The sequence below is a fragment of the Occallatibacter savannae genome (assembly GCF_003131205.1).
Classification (GTDB): Bacteria; Acidobacteriota; Terriglobia; order Terriglobales; family Acidobacteriaceae; genus Telmatobacter; species Telmatobacter savannae.
Genome location: NZ_QFFY01000003.1, coordinates 158,527 through 182,433 on the forward strand (window position 1 = coordinate 158,527; position 23,907 = coordinate 182,433).

A 23,907-nucleotide genomic window follows, 5' to 3' on the forward strand; every position below is an offset into this window, starting at 1 on the left:
TCCACTTCCCCGAGCGCAGAAACGGCTTGCAAGATCCCTTGCTCGAGAAGCGGACACACGCCTCTTAACGGTGCGCCCGGCACTCTCTGTTCAGATCTACTCGACCCGCAATCTCTGGATTGATGTTTTGAAATTACGGGAGTACAACTAAAGCGTCAACGCCAAAAACCGCGTTTTATGCAGCTTGAGTGACCATCGTCACTTGTAAGTAGAAGCAGGGTCGAACGGTGGGGGGGTCTACACGTCCATGCAACGGCGCCGGTTCTACGCGCTCAGTCTGTTGTGTAGCGGATCTCAAGGCGTCGCATTCTGATGCAGCAGTAGATCAGCACCACCGCAATGAGGGCGAGCAGGCCGATCACGGCAACCCACGCGGCCACGGGTTCAGTTTCAACCGTAAGAAGAGCGAATATTCCTTCGGCCGGAACACTGACCGGCATGAGGTGACGCAGATATGAGGCGACGCTGAATTTTTGCAGCAATGAGGGCATGACGGGGTTGATCGCTTCCCATCCCCACAGCAAAAGCGCTCCAGGCATCGGATTGCGGAACATCAGGCTGAGCATCAGGAAGAGCGAGCCGTAACCGAGGCACGCCAGCACCATGATGAGCAGATAAGCCTCGAACTGGCCTGGACCGGCACCGTGCAGCATGAAATCCTGCCCCGCGCCGCCATATCCGATATACATCAGCACAAAATCGAATGTCAGGGCCACGCCGAACAGAACCACGGCGCTTACCGAACCAGCAAAGAACTTGGCGAGCAGGATGACTTCGCGCCGCACTGGAGAAAGCAGGTAGTAGTGGAGGCTCCGCTCGATCATCTCGCCGCGAATGAGACGTGAGAAGATTCCAAGGCATCCGAAGAAGACGCCGAGCCGGACGTAGTAGAGCTGAACGATGCCGGCGAGTATGTTCGTGTCTTCAGTCATGGACGAGGGCTGGTGCCTGTCGACGATCAGATGAATGAAGATAATTACCGCCGGCACAAACGCAAGAAAGTAAATCCACCATGCGCGCTTTGTGATCAGATTGCGGCGAATTTCAATCCGTGCAAACCGGCGGAACTGGATCCACCAGAGAGACCACGGCTGCTGCTGGACTGTTCTGATCAAATCCGTCATACCGCGCTCCCGTCGGAACCGATGAGATATTGATAGATCGCGTTGGCATTGTCGTCGAAGGGCGCAACAGCTTCGATCTTGACCGCGCCTTCAATGGCGATTTCATTCAGGATTTTGTAGAACTGATCGACATCTCCGGTCCGCAGGAAGATACCGGCTCCATCCGCGTGAAGCCGGGCCTCGACGCAATGATTCACCGCGAACATCTTTGAAGCCAGCAGGTCAGGCTTGTCGCAGCGAATAAGCAGTTGCATGGGCTTGTCGCGGACTTCCTGACGGACCTCGTGGATATTCCCCTGAGCGATAAGGTAGCCCCCGGTGATCAGAACGACACGGTCAGATACGCGATCGACTTCATCGAGAATATGGCTCGAGATCACGACGTGCATACCTTGCCGCCCAAGCTCCTGGAAGAGAGCAAGCGACTCAGCTCGCGCCATCGGATCAAGGCCGTTGAGCGGCTCGTCGAGGACCAGTACACGCGGATGATGCGCAATGGCCTGTGCCAAACGAATCTTCTGGCGCATGCCCTTGCTGTATCCGGCAATGTTGCGGTGCGCCGCTGCTGCATCCAGCTGTACCCGCTCGAGCGCTTCGACGGCCAGAGCATGCGCATCTTCTTCGCTCATTCCGAAGAGCATGAGGCTATCCAGCACGAACTGGAAACCTGTGAGTCCGCGGGGGAAAGAATCAAATTGCGCGCAGTATCCGACGTTGCAGAAAAACTCTGTCGCGTTCGAGGGCTCAAGGCCCAGGACGGAAATTTTGCCGCGGGATGGCTGAACCAGTCCGGTCATCAGATTCATCAGCGTTGTCTTGCCGGAGCCGTTGGGACCGACGAGAGTGGTGATTCCCGGAGAAAGAGTGAGTGTGATGCGATTGACGCCCAGAACTTCGCCGTAGAACTTCGACACATTTTCAAAGCGAATTGTTTCGATGGCCGCACTCATCCGCGCACCACCTCTCGCGCACGGATGCGGGCGTTAAGAACGGCCACGCACAATAACGATGTGACGACCAAGACCGAAACTATAGCGATATTCGGAAACCAGAACATGGGATTTCCGAATGGCGGGACTCCGAGCAGCCGCATCCAGAGCTCGCTCATGACCACCGGCACATTCAGCAGGAATCCCCACCTTGTGCGTAGAATCGCGCTCACCATGCCGCCAACACCGGCCGGGACAAAGACGACGGCAAAGATTGCTCCGGTCGCAACCACCCGCCACTTTACCCATGATGATACTGCGAGGCAGACGAGCGACAATACGACGATCCAGACGAGTGCGCCGGTGAACAGACCGAATGCAACGCCAAGGTGTCCCACAGCCCACGGCACGGGCGAGGCATAGCACTGGTAAACGAAGAGCAGCAAAAGAGGGATCCACGTTACGTAGGATAGAGAAAGCACGAGGGCGATAAACTTACCGAGTACATAGCCGAAGCGCGAGATCGGATGGCTCAGCAGAATAGGCATGGCGTTGTCGCCAAGATCGAAGGAGACCAGCCTGGGCGCGATCCATGCAGCGAGCACAAGCGCGAACCAGCTCTGGACCTCGAGCAGATTGAAAAAGAATCTCTCATTAATCTCGAGCACTTTGCTGTTGCCCACGACGAGCATCTTCGCAAGCGGATTATCCGCCAAATACATCAGGACGAGTTCGACCAGGCAGGGCAGCAACGCCAGCACAGCCAGACCGATGGTGATTTTTGAACCCCAGGCTTCCGCGAGCCCGTAGCGTGCAAGCACAACCGGGCGTTTCCAGAGCGGAGTGGTTGGTCCCTCGTATGGCCGGTACTCATGCTGGAAGACGGACATGCGTTACCCTTTCCCTCCGTCAACAAAGGCCGGCTGTTGAGCATCCCGGGGCATCACTCCTTCGTACTCCATCGCACGCAGGAAGATGTCTTCGAGCGAGTCACGGCGTGTCTGAATTCGCCGGATTTCCGCCCCGGTTTCAGCAGCTGTGATGTAAAGGTCACGCTGACTCAGCGCGTCGGGCATCACCACTTTGACGCGGCCTCCTGCAAAGCGGGCACACTCGCAGCCGAGAGCATTCATCTTTTGCGCGAAGGCCTCTGTATCTCCTGTCATCTCCATTTCGATGAAGTTGCGATGAGAGCGGCGCTCTTCTTCAATATTCGAGATCGCCGCGATCGTGCCCTTCTTCAGGATCAGCACCTCGTCGCAGGTCTCGTCTATGTCGCGCAGAAGGTGCGAGGAGATGAGCATATGCATGCTTCCCTCTTTGCGAATCTCTTTGATCAGTTGGACCATGCGCTGTCGCGCGGTGGGATCCAGGCCATTGGTGGGTTCATCGAGGATCAGTAGCTTCGGGCCATGGGCGAGCGCTTGCGCCAGCTTGATCAACTGCTTCATTCCCAGGGAGTAGGTGCTGATCTTGCGATAGCGCACTTCGCCCAACCCAACGTAAAACAGCGCCTCGTGCGCGCGTTCCAGCGCTGCAGCGGGAGGAAGCCCGGAAAGCTCGGCCATGTAGCGTACAAAGCGAACGCCGCTCATGTTTCCGATGAAGGAGTCGTTTTCCGGCATGTAGCCCACGCTCTGCCGGATACGCATCCGATCGGTTCGAGCATCCATCCCCAGCACTTTGGCGGTGCCAGCGGAGGGTTCGTGAAATCCGAGGAGCGTGTTGATCAGCGTTGACTTCCCGGCACCGTTCGGCCCGAGCAGTCCAACGGCGCGACCGCGCAGCTCTCCTGTCAGCCCGCTGAGGACGGTGCGGCCGCCAAGCCGCACCTCCAGCCGATCCAGTGCAATCACGCCCATGCGAATCCTTACGTGTGGCTTACTGCTTTAGTTCCGTGCTGCTCAGCTGGCCCTGTTTCTCTGCCTTGAGTATCTGGCCCAAGGTGAGGAAGTCAAAGCCGAACATGTTGCTGTTGCTTGCTGCTTCGATTCGTGAATCCTTGCCCCACGCGCAGATTGCAGTGGGATGAGAATCTGCAGCCAATTTCCTGATGGCGTCCGCCGACGAGCCGCTCATCTGGGACAACAGCGGCGTCAGCACGGGCCCCAGGTTCTGATACGCAACCGCTGAGTAATTCTCGTTCTGATCCACGGGCAGGAGCGCTTTGAAGCTGGACGAGTGAGCCAGCGTGTTGCCCGAAGTATGCGCCTGCATGGCTTCCATCAGCAGAGCACGCGTCGGCGCGAGGATCATATACCCGCTTGCGTAGGTGTACTCCGCGACTTGAGCGCCCGTACCCGGATCTCGAACTTCAAAGAAGGTCTGTCCGCCGGACTGCGTGCTGCTGATCGCGATGCCGTGCTTGTCCTTGCTCTGGAAGTGGGTGCCGGCTGCCTGCACAAGCCGCTCGAGCGTTGACTGGAATCGCGCAGAGTCTTTCACCTCGGCCACGATCTTCCACGATGGTGTAGGCAACACCGGACCGTCGAGCGCGAAGGTAAACTCCCCGCCGAGATTTGCTGCAAGATCGTTGCGGATGTCGATGCCTAATTCTGCCTGGGCCTTGTTGAACTCATCGGTTTTGTGGTCGTTGCCGGCCATCATTGCCATCATGTCGTCGAGGATGGATGCCGGTTCTTTGGTCACTCCTGCAACCACCAGTGCGGCATTCGGCGAGACGAAATCGAGAGAACCCACCGGAGCCGGCGCCCCTAGCCAGGAAGCCACGCGCTGGCGACTGCCGGAGAACTGGAGATTCAGGTGGTTGTCGATTCCATTGTTCGTCTGGCGATGTTCGGCGATCAGGTAGCGCACGCCGCTTACGCCTGATTCCTGCATGAATGCAGACGCATGCTTGCCGCCATGCACTCCTGCTTCTTCCATCATGCGCTGCAGGTTAGCAGCAAGAATGATTCCCGCACCGCGATTGTAGGCCGCTGCGATCTGCTGACCGAAGTCGCCGGTTGCGAATCCACTTGCGCCCGCATTGAGCTGCGCATCGATGGTCTTGAGGGTTTCGATACTGTTGGAAAAGATAACTTCCTTTTCGCGAACCAAGGCGTATCCGCCGTGTCCGCCAGTCGCAGTCGAATTCAGGCCGTTCTCGTCGAGCACGGTCAGACCCTCATGGCCTTCTTTTGCGAACTCCTGCTTCAGCAGAGCCGCCAACCCCTGGCGCTGTACGTCCGCAACGACGGCGAAACCGGGCCCTGTCTGCTGTTTCAAAGCAACGATGACCATCTCGTCGCCGATGTACTGGCTCATATCGTGAACCTTGTTCACCAGCTCGTCCAGCTGAGCAGTTTTGTCCTGCCTGCCTGTGTTCCACCACTTCTGCAGCACGGGGCTTTGCTTCAGCTGATCGTCAAAGATCGATTTTGCCTGCGTGACGAAGTCGCCCAGATTGGGGACGCTGACATAAAGTTGCGTGTCCGCCGGCACGCGGTTGAGCAGGTCGCTCCCGTAGCGCGGCTGCGGCATCGGGATCTGCTCGATCTTGTGTTGCAGCATTGAGAACTGCGCAAGCAGTTCCAGGTACTCATTGCGATTCGGGCTCCAAGCCACCTGTTCAGTCAGCGGCTCCGGCGCGAGGTTCTCCGTCGTGGAGAACATATCGCCAGCATGCACCATGGACCGAACACCGGAATGGCGAACCTCAACAGCGCCCTGCAGAACACCTATCCGGGACCCCTTGATGCCGGAATCCACAGAGAATACGGTGCCGGTCACCGCAACGCGGCAATCTTCGGTCTGCACGTACAGATGCCCCGACTTGCGATGCATGGCCTTAACGATCACAGCGCCGCGATCGAGATCGAGGGTTGCGTTATGACCGCGTGCCTGGAAGCCCAGCGCGCTGCGCTCGTTCATTTCTACGGTTGAGCCGTCAGCGAGTCGAACAACGGCATGCGACCCGCCGCTCGTCCGCAGAATATCGCCGTCATGCAGTTGCGCACCCGGGGCGAGAAGCCGATCGCCTGAATCGGTGATGAGAGATGCGGATCCGTCGATGGATTGCACCTCCGCGCGAACACCGGGCGGTACCTGCCAATATGCCTGATACACAAAGAGACCAGCCGCCGCGACTGCGAGCGACGCGGCCATCGCCCAGGCCATCGCAAGCGGACGTATCCTGGGTCGGATGGGCACGACCTTTGGGACCGACCAGTTCACTGCTCCCGAGCCGGTACGCAAGCGGCGGTAGCATACGGCGCACTCGCGCAGGTGCGCTTCGACCAGCAAAGCTCGCGTTACCGGCAGTGTGCCTGCACGATATGAATCGAGGAGCGGCCGCATGTCGTCGCAGCTCTCGACCGCATCTGCACTCGCAGCGAATACGATCCCTAGCCTTTTCGCAACCTTATCGGCAGAAACAGCCAGGTCGTCCGCACTCGGTTTCACTGCGCGCATTGCTTCGGTGGCTTGATCCAGCAGAATTTCGTCCTGATTCTTCATCGGTTCCCCCGTTCCATCTCGCTCAACCGCTTCTTCAGCTTCGATCGCACCTGGTGCAGCGTCACGGCAACTACGGCTTGCGACGTGTGCATCAGTGCGGCGATCTCGCGGTTGTCCAGTTCTTCCACATAACGCAGCGTGAACATCTCTGCCGCGCGTGGGCTTAGCTCCCCAAGCGCTGTACGTAGACATTCAACCAACTGACCAGCGGCTGCCTCAGCTTCCGGTCGTGACCCTCGCCCTTGCGATGGGACAGAGGCGGCGGAGTCGAGGGACTCGGTCTGCCTTCGCCGGAGCAGGTCGAGTGCTCCGTTGATGGCAGCCCTGTACAGATAGCTACCCGCATTGCTCATGGCGAGGTCGTCGCCCGCCGTGAGCCGGAGGAAGACGCTCTGCGCTATATCTTCCGCGTCTGCCATGCTGCCGGTGATTCGGTAAGCAGCCATCAGAACGCGGCGATGATGCATCGCGAACAGATCGGAAAGACGCTCACGCGTTTCCACCGCCGGCATGGTTGGGATGGCGATCGCCACGGGTTGCCCTTTCTGAGCGTTCATATGGATGACGTGAGAACCAGCCGAATATTAATCCAGCTGTGGTCCTGTACGCCAAAAACGCTAGATCAGTTCAAAAATGCAGGGGTTAGCCGAGATTTGCAAGCGATGAGGGGGCTCGATCTTCGTCTATTCCGTCTTTGCCAACACTGTGATCAGGTTCTCGCGATTACGGTTAGCCAGGGAGTCGGCATGAGCCAGAACCCTGAACCACACGACCCCAGAGATCGCGGCCAGCACCAGAAGGCAAGGTGCAGCCATCCAACTCCGGCCGAGGAATGTGCAGAGTTCGGTAATGAGAACGCCGCACCCAATCACGAGCAACTGAATCAGCATGCTAACCAGGGCGCTGGCTTGCGAGCCGCGTTGCCTTGAAAGTCGCCCGAGGTTCACTCGATAGGGCATCGTCATCGACAGCAGGTTTCCTGCAGCGAGATTGGTCGGGACGGCGAATAAGACCCAGGCAGCGGTTGTAGCCGCGAGCGTGGCGTCCGGCCAGCCAAGGCGAATCGCTGCGAACACCGCGGCCAGAGAAGCCACGACACAGAACAAAGCTCCATGAAGGAGGTTCTTTGCAAGCAGCACGGTCCGCATCGGCGTTGGTGAGAGAAACAGCACCTGGATTGCAGTCCCCTCCGAGCCCAGATTGTTGAAGATCATCTGGGTGAAGCCGAGCAGTGCATAACAGACACACAGCGGGAATGCCCAAGTGAAAGCGTGGCCCGTATCGTTCGTATTCTTCAGCACCGAACTGATGACCAGTACGGTAAGCAGCGGGGCACCCATCGCAAAGAGCAGCGGCATGGATCGAGGTACGATGCGCAGTTCCTTCTCGATGACCGCGGCGATAGGGCCCGAGCCATCGAGCAGCCATTTGGAGTCTTCCGCAGATCGTTTTCGGGCAGCGGGCGTTTCACTCAAACGCTCGCCAGCGTACTCAGCACGCAACCTGAAGCCAAGCACTACGGCTGAAGCGAAGATATAGGCAATTAGACCCGCTATCGACCTTGGTAGCAGCCGCATCTCGGCTTCTGCGACCTGGAGCATCCCGTCTGCGGCGATTCCTGGCGGGAGCCACGGTTCGACCACCGTCAGAGATTTCGCCCACTTCGGCAAGTTGTTCATCACGCTCTGCCCGTCGCCGGGCTGCGTGCCATGATGGGCACGTCGCGGGTGCTGCTGTTCATGCAATGCCGGGTTCAGCAGTTGCAAACTCAGCATGAAGAGGAGAAAGAGAGCACTGACGATTTCACGCGTTCTGCGCTTGGCTAGCCATTTGTCCACCCATGCCAGCACTGCCCGGCCCAGAAGGATGTTGAACAGCGCGTAGGTGAAAAGAATCAGTGCTGTCCAACCCGCGAGAGCGGGCCGGGCCAGCGTGGTTCCGATCCAGATTCCGAGACAGCAGATACCGCCCAGAATCGCGGGTACGTCCACCAGGCCGAAGGCTACGCTGAGCAGATAGAAGGATCCGAAGCTCACCGGAAAGCGCAGCAAGCTGCTCAGATCGAACTGTTCCTGAAAGGACGCCAGCGCGATCGGCAACACCTGCCAGACGAGAAACACCGTCCAAAACAATGCGGGCAGGTACTGGAAGTGCTCGGTCCTGACCAGCGCGTAAGCCGCGCTCCCAAGCCCGATACCCAGGCCCATTCCCATCATCGAGTAAATGATGAAGGCCACACCCTTCGCGCTGAACTCGAAAGCTCCCTGCATTGAGCGAATGCTGTTGGTAAGCATCCGGTATCGCATCCAGAGGATGGCGGAGTACTGGTGACGGGCCAAGGAACCGAACGGGCTGGAGGATACCGGGGCCGCCAATGCGCCTAGGTCAGCCATGAAAGCTCCTGTGGCGTCTCCTGTTCTCCCGCACCCACGACGGATAGGAAGATCTCTTCCAGGGTGAGGCGTTGCTCGCTTTCCGTTCCCAAGAGGGTGCTCGCCACGCCCGATCGCAGCTCTTCGATCGACCCATTTGCCACCAGCCGCCCCTGCTGAATGATGGCGACGTGACTGCAAAGCCGCTCCACGATTTCGAGCACGTGGGAAGTGAGGAAGATGGTCGCGCCGCGGTTGATCATGCCTTGCAGCATGGTCTTCAGCATGCCTGCGGCGATGGCATCCACGCCCTCGAAAGGCTCATCGAGGAACAACACGCGAGGTCCGTGAATCACGGCTGCAGCGAGCGCGAGTTTCTTCTGCATGCCATGAGAGAAGTCTGTAATCAGTTTCCGGCGTTCGTCTGCCAGTTGCATGAACTCGAGAAGTTCTTCTGTGCGCCGGTTCACGGTTTCGCGTTCCAGCCCATACATGCGACCGACGAAGCGCAGATATTCAGGGGCGGTGAGCCGGCCCATGAGGGCCATGCCCTCGGGAACGACGCCGATCTGCCGCTTCAAGTCGAGCGCGCCCGCGCTGAATGGTTTTCCAAGAATTTCGATCGACCCGGCCGTCGGCTCGAGAAGGCCCGTGAGCATCTTGATGGTCGTCGACTTGCCGGCGCCGTTAGGCCCGAGAAAACCGAAGAACTGGCCACTTGCGACCGTGAACGTCACATCCTGGACCGCGGTGAGTGCGCCGAAGGTCCGCGTCAGTCCACGGGTCTGAATCGCCGGAATTGCCATGTGCGGCAAGGATATCAAGGTCGACGAGCCGGGCAATACCACAGCCGTAACACTGCGAGCATGAGCTACTGACCCTGTTCCCCGATGGCGAAAGGATCGTTATTCCGGTCAGTCACCTCGACGATGCTCGCGAGACGCAAAGCCAAGGATTCAGTCCAGCTCCCTTCCGGTACGCGCCAGCTCCAGTTTCCATGCGGTATTGCGGGCGTATTCATCCGGGCCTCAGAACCTAACTCGAGCAGATCCTGAACCGGGTAGATCGAGACTTGCGCAACACTTGATGCGGCCGAGCGAATGAGCGGCCAAGTCGGTTTACCCTGCACGGGGCCCACGAGCGCTTCAACTGCCGCGTGCTCCACATCGCCTGTCACACTCCACCAGCCCTGCGTAGTGTCATTGTCGTGGGTTCCGGTGTACGCCACCATTCCCGGGACGAACTGATGGGGCAGGTGCATGTGCGCCCCCTTGTCGCTGAAACCAAACTGCAGCACACGCATACCCGGCATTGCCAGAGCCAGGCGCAGAGCATCCACGTCCGGAGTGATAAGACCCAAATCTTCGGCGACGAGCGGCAGTGGGCCGAGCACCGTCTCGAGCGTGCGGAATAGCTCAAGACCTGGAGCCGTGATCCACTCGCCATTGATGGCGGTGACCTCATCGGCGCGTATGGACCAGTAGGCCGCGAAGCCGCGGAAGTGATCGAGCCGAATGATGTCATAGAGAGCACGTGACCTGCGCATGCGGTCCACCCACCAGTCGAACCCGCGCTTCTCCAGCACGTCCCATCGATAAAGAGGATTCCCCCATCTCTGTCCGGTAGGCGAGAAATAGTCAGGTGGTACCCCAGCTATGTGAATCGGCTTGAGCTCATCGTCTAGTTCGAAGATCTCCGGATTGGCCCACACATCCGCGGAATCCATGCTGACGAAGATAGCCACGTCGCCGAGAATGCGAATGCCGTGCTGTGCAGCTGCAGAGCGCAAGTTTGCCCACTGAGTGGCAAACGCGAACTGCAGGACCTGCTCCTGAGCCAACGTTCTGCCCGCCTCTGCTGCGATCTTTGCGAGAGCTTTGGGATCGCGGCGGCGAATTTCATCCGGCCACGCAGTCCAGGCGCCCGTGTTGTACCTTCGCCGCAACTCCGCATAAAGCGCGTAGTCAGTAAGCCAGTTCGACTCCAACGCGCAGAAGTCCTGAAAACGGTGCCATTGTCCGGCGAGTTCGGAATCGTGCGGAGCCCTGTCGAGGAAGTTGCCAGCCGCTTCGTACAGCAGCGGAAGCTTGCGCGTCTCGATCTCCTCGAAGACAACATTTCCGCCACGACCAGCGAGACCCGCGATACGCTCGCCGTCAATCCAGCCCCAGTCGGCAAGATACTCGAGGCTGATCAGGTATGGATTCCCTGCGAACGCCGAAGACCCAGCGTAAGGCGAGTGTCCATAACCAGTGGGACAGAGGGGAAGCACCTGCCAGACATGCTGTTTCGCAGCAGCGAGGAACTCGATGAACTCGTGGGCCGCAGGACCGAAATCCCCGATACTCCCGTAAGAAGGCAATGAACTGATATGTAGTAGGACGCCCGATGACCGCTGAAAATCCATGCAACTATTCTCTCTGATGCAGCTGCTCCGATGATTGCGGCTTGTGGGGTCGTCCCAAGAGTCGGGCCCAGATGCACCAAGGCCCGCTTCCAATCAATCGAAAGCGGGCCTTATCCCCCCAGGGATTCCGGTATCTATTCGCCCGTTTGCGGGGGCTGTTGCGACTGCGAGTTAACGCGAACAAGATTCTTCTTGCGGTATTCGCTGATTACGTTGCTGGCGAAGACCTGGAAAGCTTCCTGCTGCTTCTCATCGAGAAGCTGGTCCTTCATGCGATCCAGGTTCTTTGCGATGTCAGCGTCGTTGGGCTGCTGCTTATCTTCGAGCCTGGCTACCACGCCAGTGCGGCCCGCATTGATGGGCCCACTGATCGCTCCCGGAGCCATGTCGAAGAGCTGGGGAGCCACCTGGCCCACGGCACCGAAATCAGGCACCTGTCCACGCTGGTCAACGAGGTCGCTGGTCTTTACCGTAGCGCCAACCTCCTTCGCTGCCTTGGCAAGATCGTTCTCTGCCTTCGCCTTGGCTGCGAGCTCTGCTGTCTTCTGGCTCAGTAGCGCTGGAACCTGGTCGTTCTTAAAGTCATCGAGAACGTGGCTCTTCCAGTCCGCGAAACTCGGCGCGTGTGCCGGCGCGACGCTCTTGACCTGGAAAATTGCATACCCTTCACCGGTCGGAGCGGACTGTGGCGGATCGCTCGGCTTGGATGCAAACGCACGCGAGATCAACTGCTGGCCATCCGGCAAGGCGGGAATCACGCCCTGCTGATTGATTGGAGGAGTCGTGAGTACCTGAAGGTGATGCGCCGCGGCAGTCTTGTCGAGGCCGTTCTTGATCGCTTCCGATGTGAGCGCTTTGGCGTAGGACTCCTGCGCGCCTGTCGATTTCTGGCGCAGCAGGGTGGCTTGAATTGTGGGAAGAACCTCGTTCAAGTCCTGCGTGTGGGCCGGCGTGCGTTCTTCCACCTGAACTACGTGGTAGCCGTACTGTGTCTTGATGATCTTGATGTCGCCAATCTTCTGCGTGAAGATCGCGTTGTCAAACTGCGGCACCATCATCCCGCGGCGCGCGAAACCGAGTTCGCCGCCATTTTCCTTGCTGCCCGGATCGTCCGAGTCTTTTTTGGCGAGTTCGGTCCAGTTTCCGCCATTCTGAAGCTGCTTGAGCACTTCTTCGGCCTTGGCCTTTGCTGCGGAATCCGCTTTGGCATCTGCATTCGGGGCAAGCTGAATGAGGATGTGCCGTGCCTTGGCCTGTTCCGGAACTGAATACTCGCCCTTGTGCGCGTTGTAATACGCCTGAATCTCCTGCTGTGTGGGCTGCTGGACGCCGCCCGGTACATCGTTGGGCGTGAAGGCGAAGTACTGGATTGTGCGCTCTTCCGGAACGGCGTTCGCATACCGGGAAGCATTCTTCTTGAAGAAGGCTTCCAACTCGGCATCGCTGGGATTGATGGACTTACGAATGTCGTCGGAGGAAAGCACCGCGTACTGGAACTTGATCTTGGTGTTCTCCTTGACGTACTCTTCGCGGGCTTCCTTTTCGCCGACGTTTACACCCGCCGTTACATAAGCCCGAAGCCGCTGGATGATGATGTCGTGACGCACGCTCTCTTCGAAGTCGGGCACCGACATGTCGAAGCGGCTTGCGATCAACGAGGTGTACTGATCCTGTCCGATGAACTTTCCGTTCGGGAACAGGATCTGCCCCGCCTGGCCCTGATGGAGGAAGCTGTTAACGTCCTCATTGGTCGCAGTGACACCCAGCTTTTCGGCTTCCGCCAACAGGATTTCCTGCTGAACCATCTGCTGCCCGATCTGCTGCTTGAACATGTTAACGATCATCGGGTTGGATGCGTACTGGGGGTTCTGCTGCTGCAACCTTTGCCGAGTCTGCTGTTCGACCTTCTGTTCGCTGATCTCCTGGCCGCTCGCGAAGATCTTGCTGTACCAGTGCGGGTACACCACGGCGTAGGTGCTGGCCGAGATCGTGCCGCCAGCTGCAAGACCCGGGATCAGGTATACGACCATGGACACCGAGGCAGCGGCGATGATGACGATGAACAGGGCTTTAACGAGACGATTGTCTTTCGACTGCAGAAAACGGATCATGGGTGGGCGGTAGCCTTCAACTCTCTATGCGCGGACAGGATGATCGTGAAGCCGTGAGACTCACGCGGCAAAACTCAGCCGGGCTCATCCCTGAAAACGCGCAATTTCGCTCGTGGCGATTCCTCAACATTATAGACGAGGCTGGTTTCCGGTTGTCGCCTGGGAGGAAGTTGAGGGGGCGTAGATCGAGCTGCGACGGGCACTTCGAGAAAACATCATGGGCACCCGGGTGGGGTGCCCATTGTCTTACAACTGGATCGTTGTCTTACGCCCCGGGAATGGCCGTCTTACCCGAGCTTCGAAGTGTTCAAAGTCTGCCTAACGCCAGTAGTAGTACCCGCCAACCATGTAGTACGGCCGGTAATACACCGGGCCGTAGTAGGCAGCGTATGGGTAAGGCCTGTAGGGCCGGTAGGGATAAGCGTATGCGCGTCGCTGGTAGAGTTGCGGACCGCCGGGGTAAAGTCCCTGCGCGAGGCGCATGGCTCCTTCCGGTGTTACCGGCTCGACCGTGACGGGCGTAGACAGATGGAAGGTCACCAATGCCTCAGCCGGAATCCAGACACCTGGTCCGGAAGTCGCACCCGAAACGGCTGCACCCGTTCCGCCGCCGGCAACCGCGCCGACCGCAGCACCTGTTCCGCCGCCGACTGCTCCGCCGATGATTGCACCGAGTAGCGCTCCGCCCACTACATTGCCAGCAGAGCGGCCGCCTTTCCCGGGGCCCTTCACGCGGAAAAGATCAGACTGGAGCGGGTAGCTTTGTCCCATCAGGTCGAGCGAGGTCAACTCGAGCGCAAGTTCGTTGCTGCCTGTGAGCGCACCCGGATCGGGCCGTTTAACGTCTGCAATGACACCGTGAATGGTGGCGCCGCGGGGTATCGCCAGCGCTCCGGCGACGGTCACATCCTGGATTACGGTGAACTGGATTGGTTCGCCACCCCTGGCGTGTTTGCTGTTCACGGCCTCGCTGGTCCGAAGCTGAACCATGGTTCCCTGCGGGATTACAACCGGCCCACGGGGAATGTTGTATCGAGGCGGCGGAGGCGCCTGAGCATACCCGGGGCGCTGTGGGTAAGGCTGCCCGTACCCCGGGGGGGAGGGGGGGGTGCCTGTTGGCCATATTGCCCCTGGTCGGGGTAGCCCTGCCCGTATGCTTGCTGCTGAGGATAGGGCTGCTGCTGGCCGTAAGCAGGACGCTGCGGGTAATTCTGCTGCCGCGGATTTTGCCCATTGCCCCAGTCGGGGGGCGGAGCCTGATTGATGCTGGGCGGCTCATTCTGGCCGGAGTTGTCGCCGTAGCTCGGATTCTGATCGTAGGGCTGGTTAGGAGAGTCCTGAGAAGGCATGGCCTGTGCGTCGGCCATATCGTCGTTTGCGGGGTCGTTGGCGGGAGCACCCTGCGCGTTGGCGTCGTCAGCCGGATTGCCAACCTTCAAGTTGTTATGAACTTTCGAAACCCCTGGCACGGCCTTGACGATCGATTCTGCAAGTTGTTTTGACGAGTCGCTCGCCACGGTGCCGGAAAGCGTGACTTCGCTTTGAATGGTCGCGGCGGTGATCAGATCGTTCTTGAGGGCCTGCGATCCGTCGAGCGCATGGACCACGTCCATCTCGATCTGGCCATCGCTCCGAGAACCGTTCGCAGGAGCCCCATCCTGCGCGAGTGCAATCGCTCCACTTAAGGCAATCACAGCAACCCACGCCGTTGCGCGGGGAAAAGCTTTCATCATCCGTGGCCTGTTCATCTCTGGTGTCTCCCGCATGCGCAGAAGCTTCGTTCTGAGCATCTTGCGCCGAAGTACCTGTTCTGACGGCGTAATCCTAACGCAGTCATGGTTGTTAACACGGCCTTTTCGGAAAAGTTTCGCCCCTTGGTAACGCCTTCCGCTACGAGGCGAAGGCGCCCAACTGGCTAGTTGTGAAAGCTTTACGCCTCGGCGGGAGCCTGGGCGGCGGCTTGAGCTTCAGCCGCTACTGCACGAGTCAAATCCTCGTCGTCGGGGAAGAAGAGTTGAAATACCGTGCCCGCACCTTCGCGGCTGCGAACGTGCACGACGCCGTGGTGCTTCAGGATGATCTCGTGGCTTACCCACAGGCCCAAGCCGGTGCCTGTGGCCCCTTTGGTAGTGAAGAATGCTTCGAAAAGTCGATCCCTCACTTCGGCATTCATGCCGCTTCCGGTATCCGCAATGGTGATGCGAACTCCATCGCGCTGGGGGTGCACCCAGTCCTTCGATTTGCGTGCAGACACGATCAGCCTGCCGCCTCCTGCGGTGGCGTCCATGGCATTGCTGACGAGATTGGCGATGACCTGGCGCAGTTCACCGGCAAAACAATAGAGGTCGAGGCCGGGCTCGTAATTGCGTTCGAGCTGAATTCCCAGCGTGTGCAGGCGCACGTTGTACATGTCCAGCACGGAGTCGAGCAACTCCGCCATTGTCGTGCGTCCGGGCAAGGTTGATTGACGGTAGAAGCGAAGTGTCTGCTGCGTGATCTCAGACATCCGCCGCACTTCACGTTCGGCGATTGTCACGTAATTCAGCGCGGAATCATCGAGCCTGCAGAACCTGCGCAGCAAGTACAGGAGATTGGTGATTGCCTCGAGAGGATTATTGATCTCGTGCGCGATTGACGCGGCGAGCCGGCCGGTGGCAGCAAGCTTTTCCGTTCTCCGCAGGGCATCTTCGCTGCGCTTGCGTTCGCTCACGTCCATTACGATGACACCGATCCAGCGCACTTCCTCCTGAGCCGGTCTTACCGGATATGCGGTGACGAGCCATGTCCACGCTGCTCGACCGTCTTCCTGGCCGCTCAGTTCGAGGTCGTGGACAGTCATCTCGGTCTCGACCACGTGGCGTACAGCTTCTTCGAGTCGCTGCGCGATGGCGGAAGGCAGAAATTCCGTCACGGTTCGACTGAGCTGCCGGCCGACCGGAACGCCGGTCATCTCGGCAAACACTTCATTCACGCGAACGATCCTGCATCGACGATCGAAGAACACAAGCCCGACTGGCGCGTTCGCGAGCATGGAGTCGAGCAATGAAAGCGTGTCATTCAGTCCTGCTCTCTGCTCTTCCAGAGCCGCAACCATGCGGTTGAATGCCTCGATGAGATCGCCAAACTCGTTGTCCGTCGATACAGGGAGTGGGAATTTGGCCCTGGCCTCCGGACCCTCCATCAGGGCTCGCGTGCCGCCGTGAAGTACGTTGAGCGGGCGGGATATCGACCGCGAAAGCAGCAGTATCAAAAGTCCCGAAGCGCCCATCCAGATGAAGCCGAAGGAGAGAGAACTGTGAAGTACGGTGTTCAACTGCTCGCTATCCCACGAGCGATCGGTCTCGACCCATGCGTAGCCGGTCAGACGCTCTCCGTCGTAGATTGCCTTGACACCTTCCCACCGCCGGTCGCCGAACGAGAATACGAGCGGCATGTGCGCCTGCACTCGGGCGATCTGCTGTTTTTCAGCGGGATCGAGCGGGAACCTGGCAGGCTCGCCATCGCTGACGTAGAGGACATTTCCCGCCATATCGGTGATTTTGGCCTGCGCCACGCTGGGAGCAGCGCCCATCATCTTCAGCGAAGTGACCAGGATGTCAGGACGATTGGCACGGTAGGCCTCCTGCGCCTGGACGGCCACAGAGGTCGCCTGATGCTCAAGCCGCTCAAGCGCGCGCTGCCGGATCTCCCGCCCCTGAATCTCAATGAGAACCAGGGCGAAAAGGGCGACAGACAGCGCCTCCAGCAGCATGAGCCAGGTGATTAATTGCCAGCGAACAGTGCGCGGCCACCACCAGCGCATTAGCTAAACCTCAGGATCATGGGGGAGCCCGTGTTACAAGAGTGTACCGGAAAAGCGGACAAATGTACTCGGCACGAAGTTACTCGGGAGTCTCACAACCTGATAAGGGCAGCTGTAGAAATGCTCGTGCTAATTTTGCGCGAGCAGTGCGCGGGCAATCTGGCCGCCGTGGAATCGGCCGTTCTCGATGAAGATTTCATTGGTGCGCGAACCGGCGACGATTACCCCGGCCAGGAATATGCCTGGCACGTTGCTCTCCAACGTCTGCGGATTACAAACGGGCAGTTTGTCCGGCCCTTCGAACCGCACCCCCATGCTTTGAAGAAAGCTGAAGTCAGGGTGATAGCCGGTCATCGCAAAGACAAAGTCGTTTTTGACGGTCTGAAGCCCATGCGGCGTCTTCAGCACAACGGAGTCTTCAGCTATCTCGACGACTTCGGTATGGAAGCAGGCTTTGATTTCGCCGTTTTTGATCCGGTTCTCGATGTCCGGCTTGATCCAGTACTTTACATGCCGGTGCATGGCCTCGTGCCGATGGACGAGCGTGACGCGCGCACCGCTGCGCCAGAGTTCAAGCGCGGCGATGGCTGCGGAGTTCTTGCCTCCGATGACCATCACGTCGGTATCGAAATAGGGGTGCGGATCGTTGTAGTAGTGGTGGACCTTGCTTAGATTCTCACCGGGAATGTGCATGAGATTCGGGAGATCGTAATAGCCGGTGGAGACGATCAGCTTGCGCGTTTTGAGCTGCCCTCTCCTACCGAAGCGATCCTCGGTGTGCACCATAAAATGCCCGTCTGCTCCCGCGACGCTCTCAACCCGCTCATACTGCCGTACGTCGAGCTTGTAGTGCGCTGCGACGAGGCGGTAATACTGCAGCGCTTCGTTGCGCGTCGGCTTAGGGTTGGGGCTTGGAAATGGGATGTTGCCGATCTCCAGCAATTCTGGAGTGGTGAAGAATGTCATGTGCGAGGGATAGTGGAAGAGCGAGTTGCAGATGCATCCTTTGTCGACTGCCACCACCTTGAAGCCGGCTTTCTGCACCTCGATTGCGCAGGCCAGGCCCGTGGGCCCCGCTCCAATGACCAGCACATCGTAAAGCGCATCTGGAGAGTTCGCTCTCTCGCGTTCGAGCGTTGAGGAGGGTTTTGCGTCGGGGATAGAATCTGCAGGAAAATCCGCCATGCCTCCAGATTAGGGCATGGGCGAGGTAGCTTGTACTTGCTTCGGACGAATTGGCGTCTCTGGCGTTTACTTCAGTTCTTCTCCGCTGGTTTCGCGAATCATGAGCAGGCCGAGGATCGACAGGACTGCCGAGGCGGACAGGTAGTATCCGACGTATGCCAGCCCGAAGCTCTCGGCGAGCCAGGTGGCGATGTAAGGAGCAAGTGAGGCACCCAGTATTCCCGCCATACTGAATGCCAGTGAAGAACCCGTATATCGCACAGGGGTTGGGAACAGTTCAGACACTACTGTTCCCAGCGGGCCATAGGTGATTCCCATCAGTGCCAGACCCAAGCTCATCATCCAGAGCGCGCCGGTGGGACCCGCCGCAAACATTCGAGCCATGAACAGCCCAAACACAGCGATCAGAAACGAGACGCCAAACATAACCGGTCGTCGGCCACGCTCAGCCATCCACGCGGAGAGCGGAATGGTGGCTCCGAAGAACACCACCGCGATCAGCTGCATAACCAGGAACTCCGCACGCGGATAGTGGAGCGCCGTTGTTCCCCACGAGAGCGCGAAGACCGTCATCAGGTAGAAGAGAACGAAGGTTGCCATGCACACCAGGATTCCGGCTATCACATCGCGTGTGTGCCTACGAAAAACTTCTGCAATCGGAACCTGCGCCGGTCTCGCTTTTTTCATTGCCGACTCGAACACAGGAGTCTCCGTGATCGACAGGCGCACATAGAGGCCGAGCAGAACCAGGACCGCACTGGCGAGGAACGGAAGCCTCCAGCCGAACGCAAAGAACTGAGCATCGGTGAGCCAACGCGAGAGGGCGAGAAAGATTCCGCCGGAAAGCAAGAAGCCCAACGGTGCTCCCAATTGCGGAAACATCCCGTAGAAAGCGCGCTTGGAAGGCGGAGCGTTCTCGACGGCGAGCAATACGGCGCCACCCCACTCGCCGCCGAGCCCGATTCCCTGCCCGAACCGGCAAAATGCAAGCAGAACAGGCGCGGCGATTCCGATGGCGTGATAAGAGGGCAACGTCCCGATCACGAATGTAGAGATGCCCATCGTCAGGAGCGCGAGAACCAGCGTCCGCTTGCGCCCGATCCTGTCGCCAAAGTGCCCGAAAAGAGCCGATCCAATGGGCCGCGCGACAAACGCGATGGCGAATGTGGCCAGCGAAGCCAGCACCGACGAAGCGGGATCACTCTTGGGAAAGAACAGCTTTGGGAACACGAGAACTGCCGCAGTCGCGTAGATGTAAAAGTCGAAGAATTCAACGGCCGTTCCCACCAGGCTTGCGAACAAGACCTGGCGGGGCGTGTTGATGAGCTTGTTGCCGATCGCGGGGGAGGAGGTCATCAGGTGTCGTTCTCTACTCAATCACGGGCGGGCAACTCCTGTCATGCTGACCGCATTACGATTTGTTAGTGCCTGTCCTCTTTACCATCGGCCACTCCACGCGCTCGATCGGAGAGTTCATTGCGCTGCTCGAGGCGCACGGTGTGCGGCATCTGGTCGATGTGCGCTCGATCCCGAAATCGCGCCATGTTCCGCAGTTCAACTCGGAGGACTTTGCCTCCGCTCTGAGCGAAGCCGGGATCGGGTACACACATCTGAAAGCGCTTGGAGGGCGACGCCACAGCCGGAAGGACTCCATCAACACCGGCTGGCGGAATACCTCGTTCCGTGGATATGCCGACTATATGGCGACCACTCCGTTTGTAGAGGGATTGGACGCTCTCATCGAAATCGCTCTCGCTCGGCCGACCGCGATCATGTGCGCCGAGGCCGTACCGTGGCGGTGCCATCGCTCGCTGATCGCGGATGCGCTGATGCTCAAGGGTTGGGAGGTTCGCGACATCATCAGCGCAGCCTCGCCTGCCGCGCACAAGCTCACACCCTTTCTCAAGCCCGTAAATGGACAGGCGACGTACCCGGATCCAAATGAATCGGGCTCACTCTTCAGCGCAAACTAGATATGAAACGGAGTTGGAACGCTTACTGCTGTCCTACGACTAATGCCGGCCTCTCGTCCCGTAAGGGGACTGGCTTCGCTTGCTCGATTTTGGCGAGCGACCGCTTGAGCCGCTTCCGGAACCCGCGCTCATCGGAATTGTCGGCACCGACCTGCAGCATCTGCAGGTTCATCCTGCAGCCGCCATCCTGCTCTATCAGCGTGACTCGGCCCGTGTACTTGACCAGATTTCCGATCACATTGAATGACGCATGCAGGGCTAGGTCATTCACGGCGAGAACACCGTAATTGTCAGGAGTATTCAGCGTGTTCTTTACCGCCGTCCATAGCACGTCGCATGGCATGGGATAGACATCTCGCTTTGACCTTGCGTTTGCGAGGAGCACAGAACACGAGCCGAGCGATGCAATCAAAGCTGTACGCGTGTAGCGCGCTAATAACCGCTTGTGGGTCCACGTCACTGGTTTACGAGAGCCTCTCTTAGTTCGCCTGGATCATAGTACGAAGCTAGCTGATGGCGATGTGATAGGGGAAACAAGGCCAGGCCCAAGCAAGCTCCGGTAGAGCCTGACGTGCCACCTCCGTTACCCTAGAGAGTTGGAGCGACCCAGGGGAGTTCTTATGACCACCGTCATCAAGCAGGAAGACTTCATCGCCAGCGTCTATGGCGCGCTGCAGTACATCAGCTACTACCACCCGACCGACTACATCGAGAACCTCGCACGCGCTTACGAACGCGAGCAATCCCCTGCCGCCAAGGACGCGATGGCGCAGATTTTGATCAATAGCCGGATGTGCGCTGAAGGCCATCGGCCAATCTGCCAGGACACTGGCGTCGTCAATGCATTCGTCAAGGTTGGCATGGGTGTGCGCTTCGAAGGGCCCGACGGGGGCGCTCCAGTGCTGGACGTTCAGGAAATGGTTGATGAGGGGGTGCGCCGCGCCTATACGGATCCGGACAATACTCTTCGCGCCTCGATGCTCGCCGATCCCGCGGGCACCCGCAAGAACACGCGAGACAACACTCCCTCGGTGGTGAACGTCGAGCTGGTGCGCGGCAATACGGTCGAGATTACGGTCGCGGCAAAGGGTGGAGGGTCAGAGGCGAAAAGTAAATTTGTGATGCTGAACCCTTCTGATTCGGTAGTGGAGTGGGTACTTAAGACCGTGCCGACGATGGGCGCTGGATGGTGTCCTCCGGGGATGCTCGGAATTGGCATTGGCGGAACGGCCGAAAAGGCGATGTTGCTGGCCAAACAGTCTCTGATGGATCCGATCGACATTCAGGACCTGATCGCGCGTGGTCCGAAGACAACTGCGGAGAAGCTGCGCGTTGAGCTCTACGATAAGGTCAACCGGCTCGGTATCGGTGCACAGGGCCTGGGCGGCCTTACCACTGTGCTCGATGTAAAGGTTCTGGATGTACCTTGCCATGCGGCTAATCTCCCAGTAGCCATGATTCCGAACTGCGCGGCAACCCGGCACGCACACGTGGTTCTCGATGGCTCAGGCCCCGCTTACCTTGATCCGCCATCGCTCGATGCGTGGCCGAAACTCACGTACGATGTCTCAACTGCAAAGCGCGTGAATCTCGACACGGTGACTCGCGCGGATGCGGCAACCTGGAAACCGGGTGAGGTACTCCTTCTAAATGGGAAGCTACTGACAGGCCGCGACGCAGCGCACAAACGGATGACAGATATGCTGAACCGCGGCGAGAAGCTTCCGGTTGACTTCAAGGACAGGTTCATCTACTACGTTGGTCCGGTGGATCCTGTCCGCGAAGAGGTCATTGGGCCTGCGGGGCCAACCACCGCGACACGCATGGACAACTTCACGCGGCAGATGCTGGCGGAGACGGGTCTGCTGGGCATGGTGGGCAAGGCTGAGCGTGGACCGGTCGCGATTGAAGCGATCAAGGAGTTCGGTGCGGTCTATCTGATGGCCGTCGGCGGTGCGGCATACCTGGTTTCGAAAGCAATTGTTGGTGCGCGCCAGCTTGCCTTCGAAGATTTGGGCATGGAAGGCATCTATGAGTTTGAGGTGCGCGACATGCCGGTTACGGTAGCGGTCGATTCAAAGGGCATCAGCGTGCACCAGACGGGGCCCGCGGAATGGCAAAGGCGGATTGCGGGGATTCCGATTCTGCAGTAGGGGACGAGCGTGTGTCAGGAGGCGGCGGGGGATTCTGTCCGGCCGATGACAGCGGCGGCGGCACAATTGCCGACTACGTTCATCATTGTTCGGCCCATGTCCATCAACGTGTCGACGCCGAGGATGAGCAGAATTGGCGCGGTGGGCAGATGCACCGCACTTGCGGTTGCCAATAGCACCACGAGCGAGGCTCGAGGCACTCCTGCTATGCCTTTGCTGGCCGCCATCAGAACGAGTACGATGGCTAGTTGGCGGCCGAATGCGAGGTGCATCCCGGCAGCCTGGCCGACGAAGATTGCGGCCATGGAGAGATACACGCTACCGCCGGTCATGTTGAAGCTGTAGCCAGTGGGAATGACGAAGGAGACGATCCAGCGCGGGACCCCGAACTCCTCCATGCGTTCCATTGCAAGCGGGAGCGCCGCCTCCGAAGTTGTGGTCGCGAATCCGACGGCTGCCGGCTCGCCGACCGCCGCAATGAACTTGCGAACCGGAACGCGAAAGAGCACGAGAGTCGGCGTCAAGACGAAAAGGCCAAAGGCGGTCAGGGCGACATAATAGGTGCCCACCAGCTTAACGAGAGGTAGCAGAGTCGCGATTCCGGTATTCCCAACGGTATAGGCGATGGCTGCTCCTGCTGCGAGCGGCGCGAGGTACATGATGAAACGCGTGAGCTGAAACATTACTTCGACAAGCGATTGCAGTACATCTACCAAGGGCTTGCGCTTCGGCTCGGAGATCATGGCCAGCGCCGAGCCGAAAAGGATGGAAAAAATAGCGACCTGAAGAATCTGATTCTGTGCCACGGCTTCGGCAAGGTTGTTCGGGAAGAGATTGAGGATGATCTGCTGCCAGGTCTGCGGAGCCGCCGCGGATGCCGGCTGTGCTGATTCAATTGAGGCTGGTAAGGTGACGCCCCATCCAGCGCCAGACAGATTCATCGCGACCACGCCTATGATCAGGCCCAACGTCGTAACGACTTCGAAGAAAACAAGTGCTTTCAGCGCGACGCGACCGATTGACTTGAGTTCGTTGTGCCCCGCAATGCCGGTTGTGATGGTGGCAAACAGGAGCGGCGCGACGATCATGCGTATGAACCGGAGGAAGAGGTCGCCCGGCAGACGGACCTGAGCAGCGAGGTGCGGCGCGTCGATGCCAAGTTCGATTCCCGCGATCATCGCAAGAAACGTCCAAGTCATGAGCGAGGGCCGACGCACTGCAAAGAGCAACAAACCGCCGATCCCGACACAACGTACGGTGAGGGCGACCTTTTCTGGTGCGTGTACAAACGCACTCGCGAAGCCAATCGCAAGCAGCGCAATTCCAGCTAGCAGAAATAAGCGCGCAAATCTGTCCTTCGAAACAGCGCGCATTGAGGCGGTTGTAGACATTT

Annotated in this window: 19 protein-coding genes; 2 read left to right on the plus strand and 17 right to left on the minus strand. The window is 58.9% G+C overall.

From position 1 onward, the window contains the following. Positions 1-272 precede the first annotated feature (272 nt). The 15 genes from DHV10_RS12450 to DHV10_RS12515 form a co-directional block, all read right to left on the minus strand. Entirely contained in the window at positions 273-1,124 is an 852-nt protein-coding gene (locus tag DHV10_RS12450) for an ABC transporter permease (protein ID WP_109486706.1), read from the minus strand. Further along, positions 1,121-2,074, minus strand: coding sequence for an ABC transporter ATP-binding protein (locus DHV10_RS12455; protein ID WP_109486707.1), 954 nt, complete (start codon positions 2,072-2,074; stop codon positions 1,121-1,123). Before DHV10_RS12455 ends, DHV10_RS12450 begins: the two co-directional genes overlap by 4 nt. Next, complete coding sequence (locus DHV10_RS12460) at positions 2,071-2,943, minus strand: ABC transporter permease (RefSeq protein ID WP_109486708.1); 873 nt, start codon at positions 2,941-2,943, stop codon at positions 2,071-2,073. Before DHV10_RS12460 ends, DHV10_RS12455 begins: the two co-directional genes overlap by 4 nt. 3 nt (positions 2,944-2,946) lie before the next feature. Beyond that, a complete protein-coding gene (locus tag DHV10_RS12465) occupies positions 2,947-3,915 on the minus strand; it encodes an ABC transporter ATP-binding protein (protein ID WP_109486709.1) in 969 nt (322 codons plus the stop codon). Between the two features lie 19 nt (positions 3,916-3,934). After that, entirely contained in the window at positions 3,935-6,511 is a 2,577-nt protein-coding gene (locus tag DHV10_RS12470; RefSeq protein WP_109486710.1) for a FecR domain-containing protein, read from the minus strand. Continuing rightward, a complete protein-coding gene (locus DHV10_RS12475) occupies positions 6,508-7,044 on the minus strand; it encodes an RNA polymerase sigma factor (protein ID WP_162601476.1) in 537 nt (178 codons plus the stop codon). Before DHV10_RS12475 ends, DHV10_RS12470 begins: the two co-directional genes overlap by 4 nt. A 150-nt stretch (positions 7,045-7,194) precedes the next feature. Further along, positions 7,195-8,904 (minus strand): hypothetical protein, encoded by a 1,710-nt coding sequence (locus DHV10_RS12480; RefSeq protein ID WP_109486712.1) that lies wholly within the window; start codon positions 8,902-8,904, stop codon positions 7,195-7,197. Further along, positions 8,892-9,689 carry an ABC transporter ATP-binding protein gene (locus DHV10_RS12485; protein ID WP_204101404.1) on the minus strand — a complete coding sequence of 266 codons (798 nt, stop codon included), beginning with the start codon at positions 9,687-9,689 and terminating at the stop codon, positions 8,892-8,894. The genes DHV10_RS12480 and DHV10_RS12485 overlap by 13 nt, the downstream gene beginning before the upstream one ends. Before the next feature lie 65 nt (positions 9,690-9,754). Beyond that, positions 9,755-11,290 (minus strand): 4-alpha-glucanotransferase, encoded by a 1,536-nt coding sequence (gene malQ / locus DHV10_RS12490; protein ID WP_109486713.1) that lies wholly within the window; start codon positions 11,288-11,290, stop codon positions 9,755-9,757. Between the two features lie 134 nt (positions 11,291-11,424). Continuing rightward, on the minus strand, positions 11,425-13,401 hold the full coding sequence (locus DHV10_RS12495) for a peptidyl-prolyl cis-trans isomerase (protein WP_109486714.1): 1,977 nt from the start codon (positions 13,399-13,401) through the stop codon (positions 11,425-11,427). 318 nt (positions 13,402-13,719) lie between these two features. Next, the gene (locus DHV10_RS27125) at positions 13,720-14,391 is read right to left on the minus strand and encodes a hypothetical protein (RefSeq protein WP_162601451.1); all 672 of its coding nucleotides are present in this window, start codon (positions 14,389-14,391) and stop codon (positions 13,720-13,722) included. 14 nt (positions 14,392-14,405) lie between these two features. Continuing rightward, the gene (locus DHV10_RS27130) at positions 14,406-15,149 is read right to left on the minus strand and encodes a BON domain-containing protein (RefSeq protein ID WP_162601477.1); all 744 of its coding nucleotides are present in this window, start codon (positions 15,147-15,149) and stop codon (positions 14,406-14,408) included. A 182-nt stretch (positions 15,150-15,331) separates the two neighbouring features. Further along, positions 15,332-17,203, minus strand: a complete 1,872-nt coding sequence (locus tag DHV10_RS12505) for a sensor histidine kinase (RefSeq protein WP_109486715.1) — start codon at positions 17,201-17,203, stop codon at positions 15,332-15,334. A 129-nt stretch (positions 17,204-17,332) separates the two neighbouring features. After that, positions 17,333-18,388, minus strand: a complete 1,056-nt coding sequence (locus DHV10_RS12510) for a YpdA family putative bacillithiol disulfide reductase (RefSeq protein WP_109486716.1) — start codon at positions 18,386-18,388, stop codon at positions 17,333-17,335. A 66-nt stretch (positions 18,389-18,454) separates the two neighbouring features. Next, positions 18,455-19,744: an MFS transporter gene (locus tag DHV10_RS12515; protein ID WP_109486717.1), complete on the minus strand. Its 1,290-nt coding sequence runs from the start codon at positions 19,742-19,744 to the stop codon at positions 18,455-18,457. Positions 19,745-19,812: 68 nt separating this feature from the next. Here DHV10_RS12515 and DHV10_RS12520 point away from each other — a divergent pair, with 68 nt between their 5' ends. Then, positions 19,813-20,361, plus strand: a complete 549-nt coding sequence (locus DHV10_RS12520) for a DUF488 domain-containing protein (RefSeq protein ID WP_109486718.1) — start codon at positions 19,813-19,815, stop codon at positions 20,359-20,361. Between the two features lie 22 nt (positions 20,362-20,383). Here DHV10_RS12520 and DHV10_RS12525 read toward each other — a convergent pair whose 3' ends face one another. Beyond that, a complete protein-coding gene (locus tag DHV10_RS12525) occupies positions 20,384-20,704 on the minus strand; it encodes a hypothetical protein (RefSeq protein ID WP_109486719.1) in 321 nt (106 codons plus the stop codon). Between the two features lie 277 nt (positions 20,705-20,981). Here DHV10_RS12525 and DHV10_RS12530 point away from each other — a divergent pair, with 277 nt between their 5' ends. Further along, positions 20,982-22,514: a fumarate hydratase gene (locus tag DHV10_RS12530; RefSeq protein ID WP_109486720.1), complete on the plus strand. Its 1,533-nt coding sequence runs from the start codon at positions 20,982-20,984 to the stop codon at positions 22,512-22,514. Between the two features lie 14 nt (positions 22,515-22,528). Here DHV10_RS12530 and DHV10_RS12535 read toward each other — a convergent pair whose 3' ends face one another. Then, positions 22,529-23,905: a dicarboxylate/amino acid:cation symporter gene (locus DHV10_RS12535; RefSeq protein WP_239461598.1), complete on the minus strand. Its 1,377-nt coding sequence runs from the start codon at positions 23,903-23,905 to the stop codon at positions 22,529-22,531. Between the last annotated feature and the right edge of the window lie 2 nt (positions 23,906-23,907).

Excerpts from the sequence above, each read along its gene's own strand:
- DHV10_RS12455 (WP_109486707.1), bottom strand. The coding sequence starts at position 2,074 with ATGAGTGCGGCCATCGAAACAATTCGCTTTGAAAATGTGTCGAAGTTC.
- DHV10_RS12495 (WP_109486714.1), bottom strand. The coding sequence starts at position 13,401 with ATGATCCGTTTTCTGCAGTCGAAAGACAATCGTCTCGTTAAAGCCCTG.
- DHV10_RS12515 (WP_109486717.1), bottom strand. The coding sequence starts at position 19,744 with ATGACCTCCTCCCCCGCGATCGGCAACAAGCTCATCAACACGCCCCGC.
- DHV10_RS12535 (WP_239461598.1), bottom strand. The coding sequence starts at position 23,905 with ATGTCTACAACCGCCTCAATGCGCGCTGTTTCGAAGGACAGATTTGCG.
- DHV10_RS27125 (WP_162601451.1), bottom strand. The coding sequence starts at position 14,391 with ATGGTTCAGCTTCGGACCAGCGAGGCCGTGAACAGCAAACACGCCAGG.
- DHV10_RS12460 (WP_109486708.1), bottom strand. The coding sequence starts at position 2,943 with ATGTCCGTCTTCCAGCATGAGTACCGGCCATACGAGGGACCAACCACT.
- DHV10_RS12470 (WP_109486710.1), bottom strand. The coding sequence starts at position 6,511 with ATGAAGAATCAGGACGAAATTCTGCTGGATCAAGCCACCGAAGCAATG.
- malQ (WP_109486713.1), bottom strand. The coding sequence starts at position 11,290 with ATGGATTTTCAGCGGTCATCGGGCGTCCTACTACATATCAGTTCATTG.
- DHV10_RS12505 (WP_109486715.1), bottom strand. The coding sequence starts at position 17,203 with ATGCGCTGGTGGTGGCCGCGCACTGTTCGCTGGCAATTAATCACCTGG.
- DHV10_RS12530 (WP_109486720.1), top strand. The coding sequence starts at position 20,982 with ATGACCACCGTCATCAAGCAGGAAGACTTCATCGCCAGCGTCTATGGC.
- DHV10_RS12480 (WP_109486712.1), bottom strand. The coding sequence starts at position 8,904 with ATGGCTGACCTAGGCGCATTGGCGGCCCCGGTATCCTCCAGCCCGTTC.
- DHV10_RS12525 (WP_109486719.1), bottom strand. The coding sequence starts at position 20,704 with ATGCCATGCGACGTGCTATGGACGGCGGTAAAGAACACGCTGAATACT.
- DHV10_RS12485 (WP_204101404.1), bottom strand. The coding sequence starts at position 9,689 with ATGGCAATTCCGGCGATTCAGACCCGTGGACTGACGCGGACCTTCGGC.
- DHV10_RS12510 (WP_109486716.1), bottom strand. The coding sequence starts at position 18,388 with ATGGCGGATTTTCCTGCAGATTCTATCCCCGACGCAAAACCCTCCTCA.
- DHV10_RS27130 (WP_162601477.1), bottom strand. The coding sequence starts at position 15,149 with ATGAACAGGCCACGGATGATGAAAGCTTTTCCCCGCGCAACGGCGTGG.
- DHV10_RS12450 (WP_109486706.1), bottom strand. The coding sequence starts at position 1,124 with ATGACGGATTTGATCAGAACAGTCCAGCAGCAGCCGTGGTCTCTCTGG.
- DHV10_RS12465 (WP_109486709.1), bottom strand. The coding sequence starts at position 3,915 with ATGGGCGTGATTGCACTGGATCGGCTGGAGGTGCGGCTTGGCGGCCGC.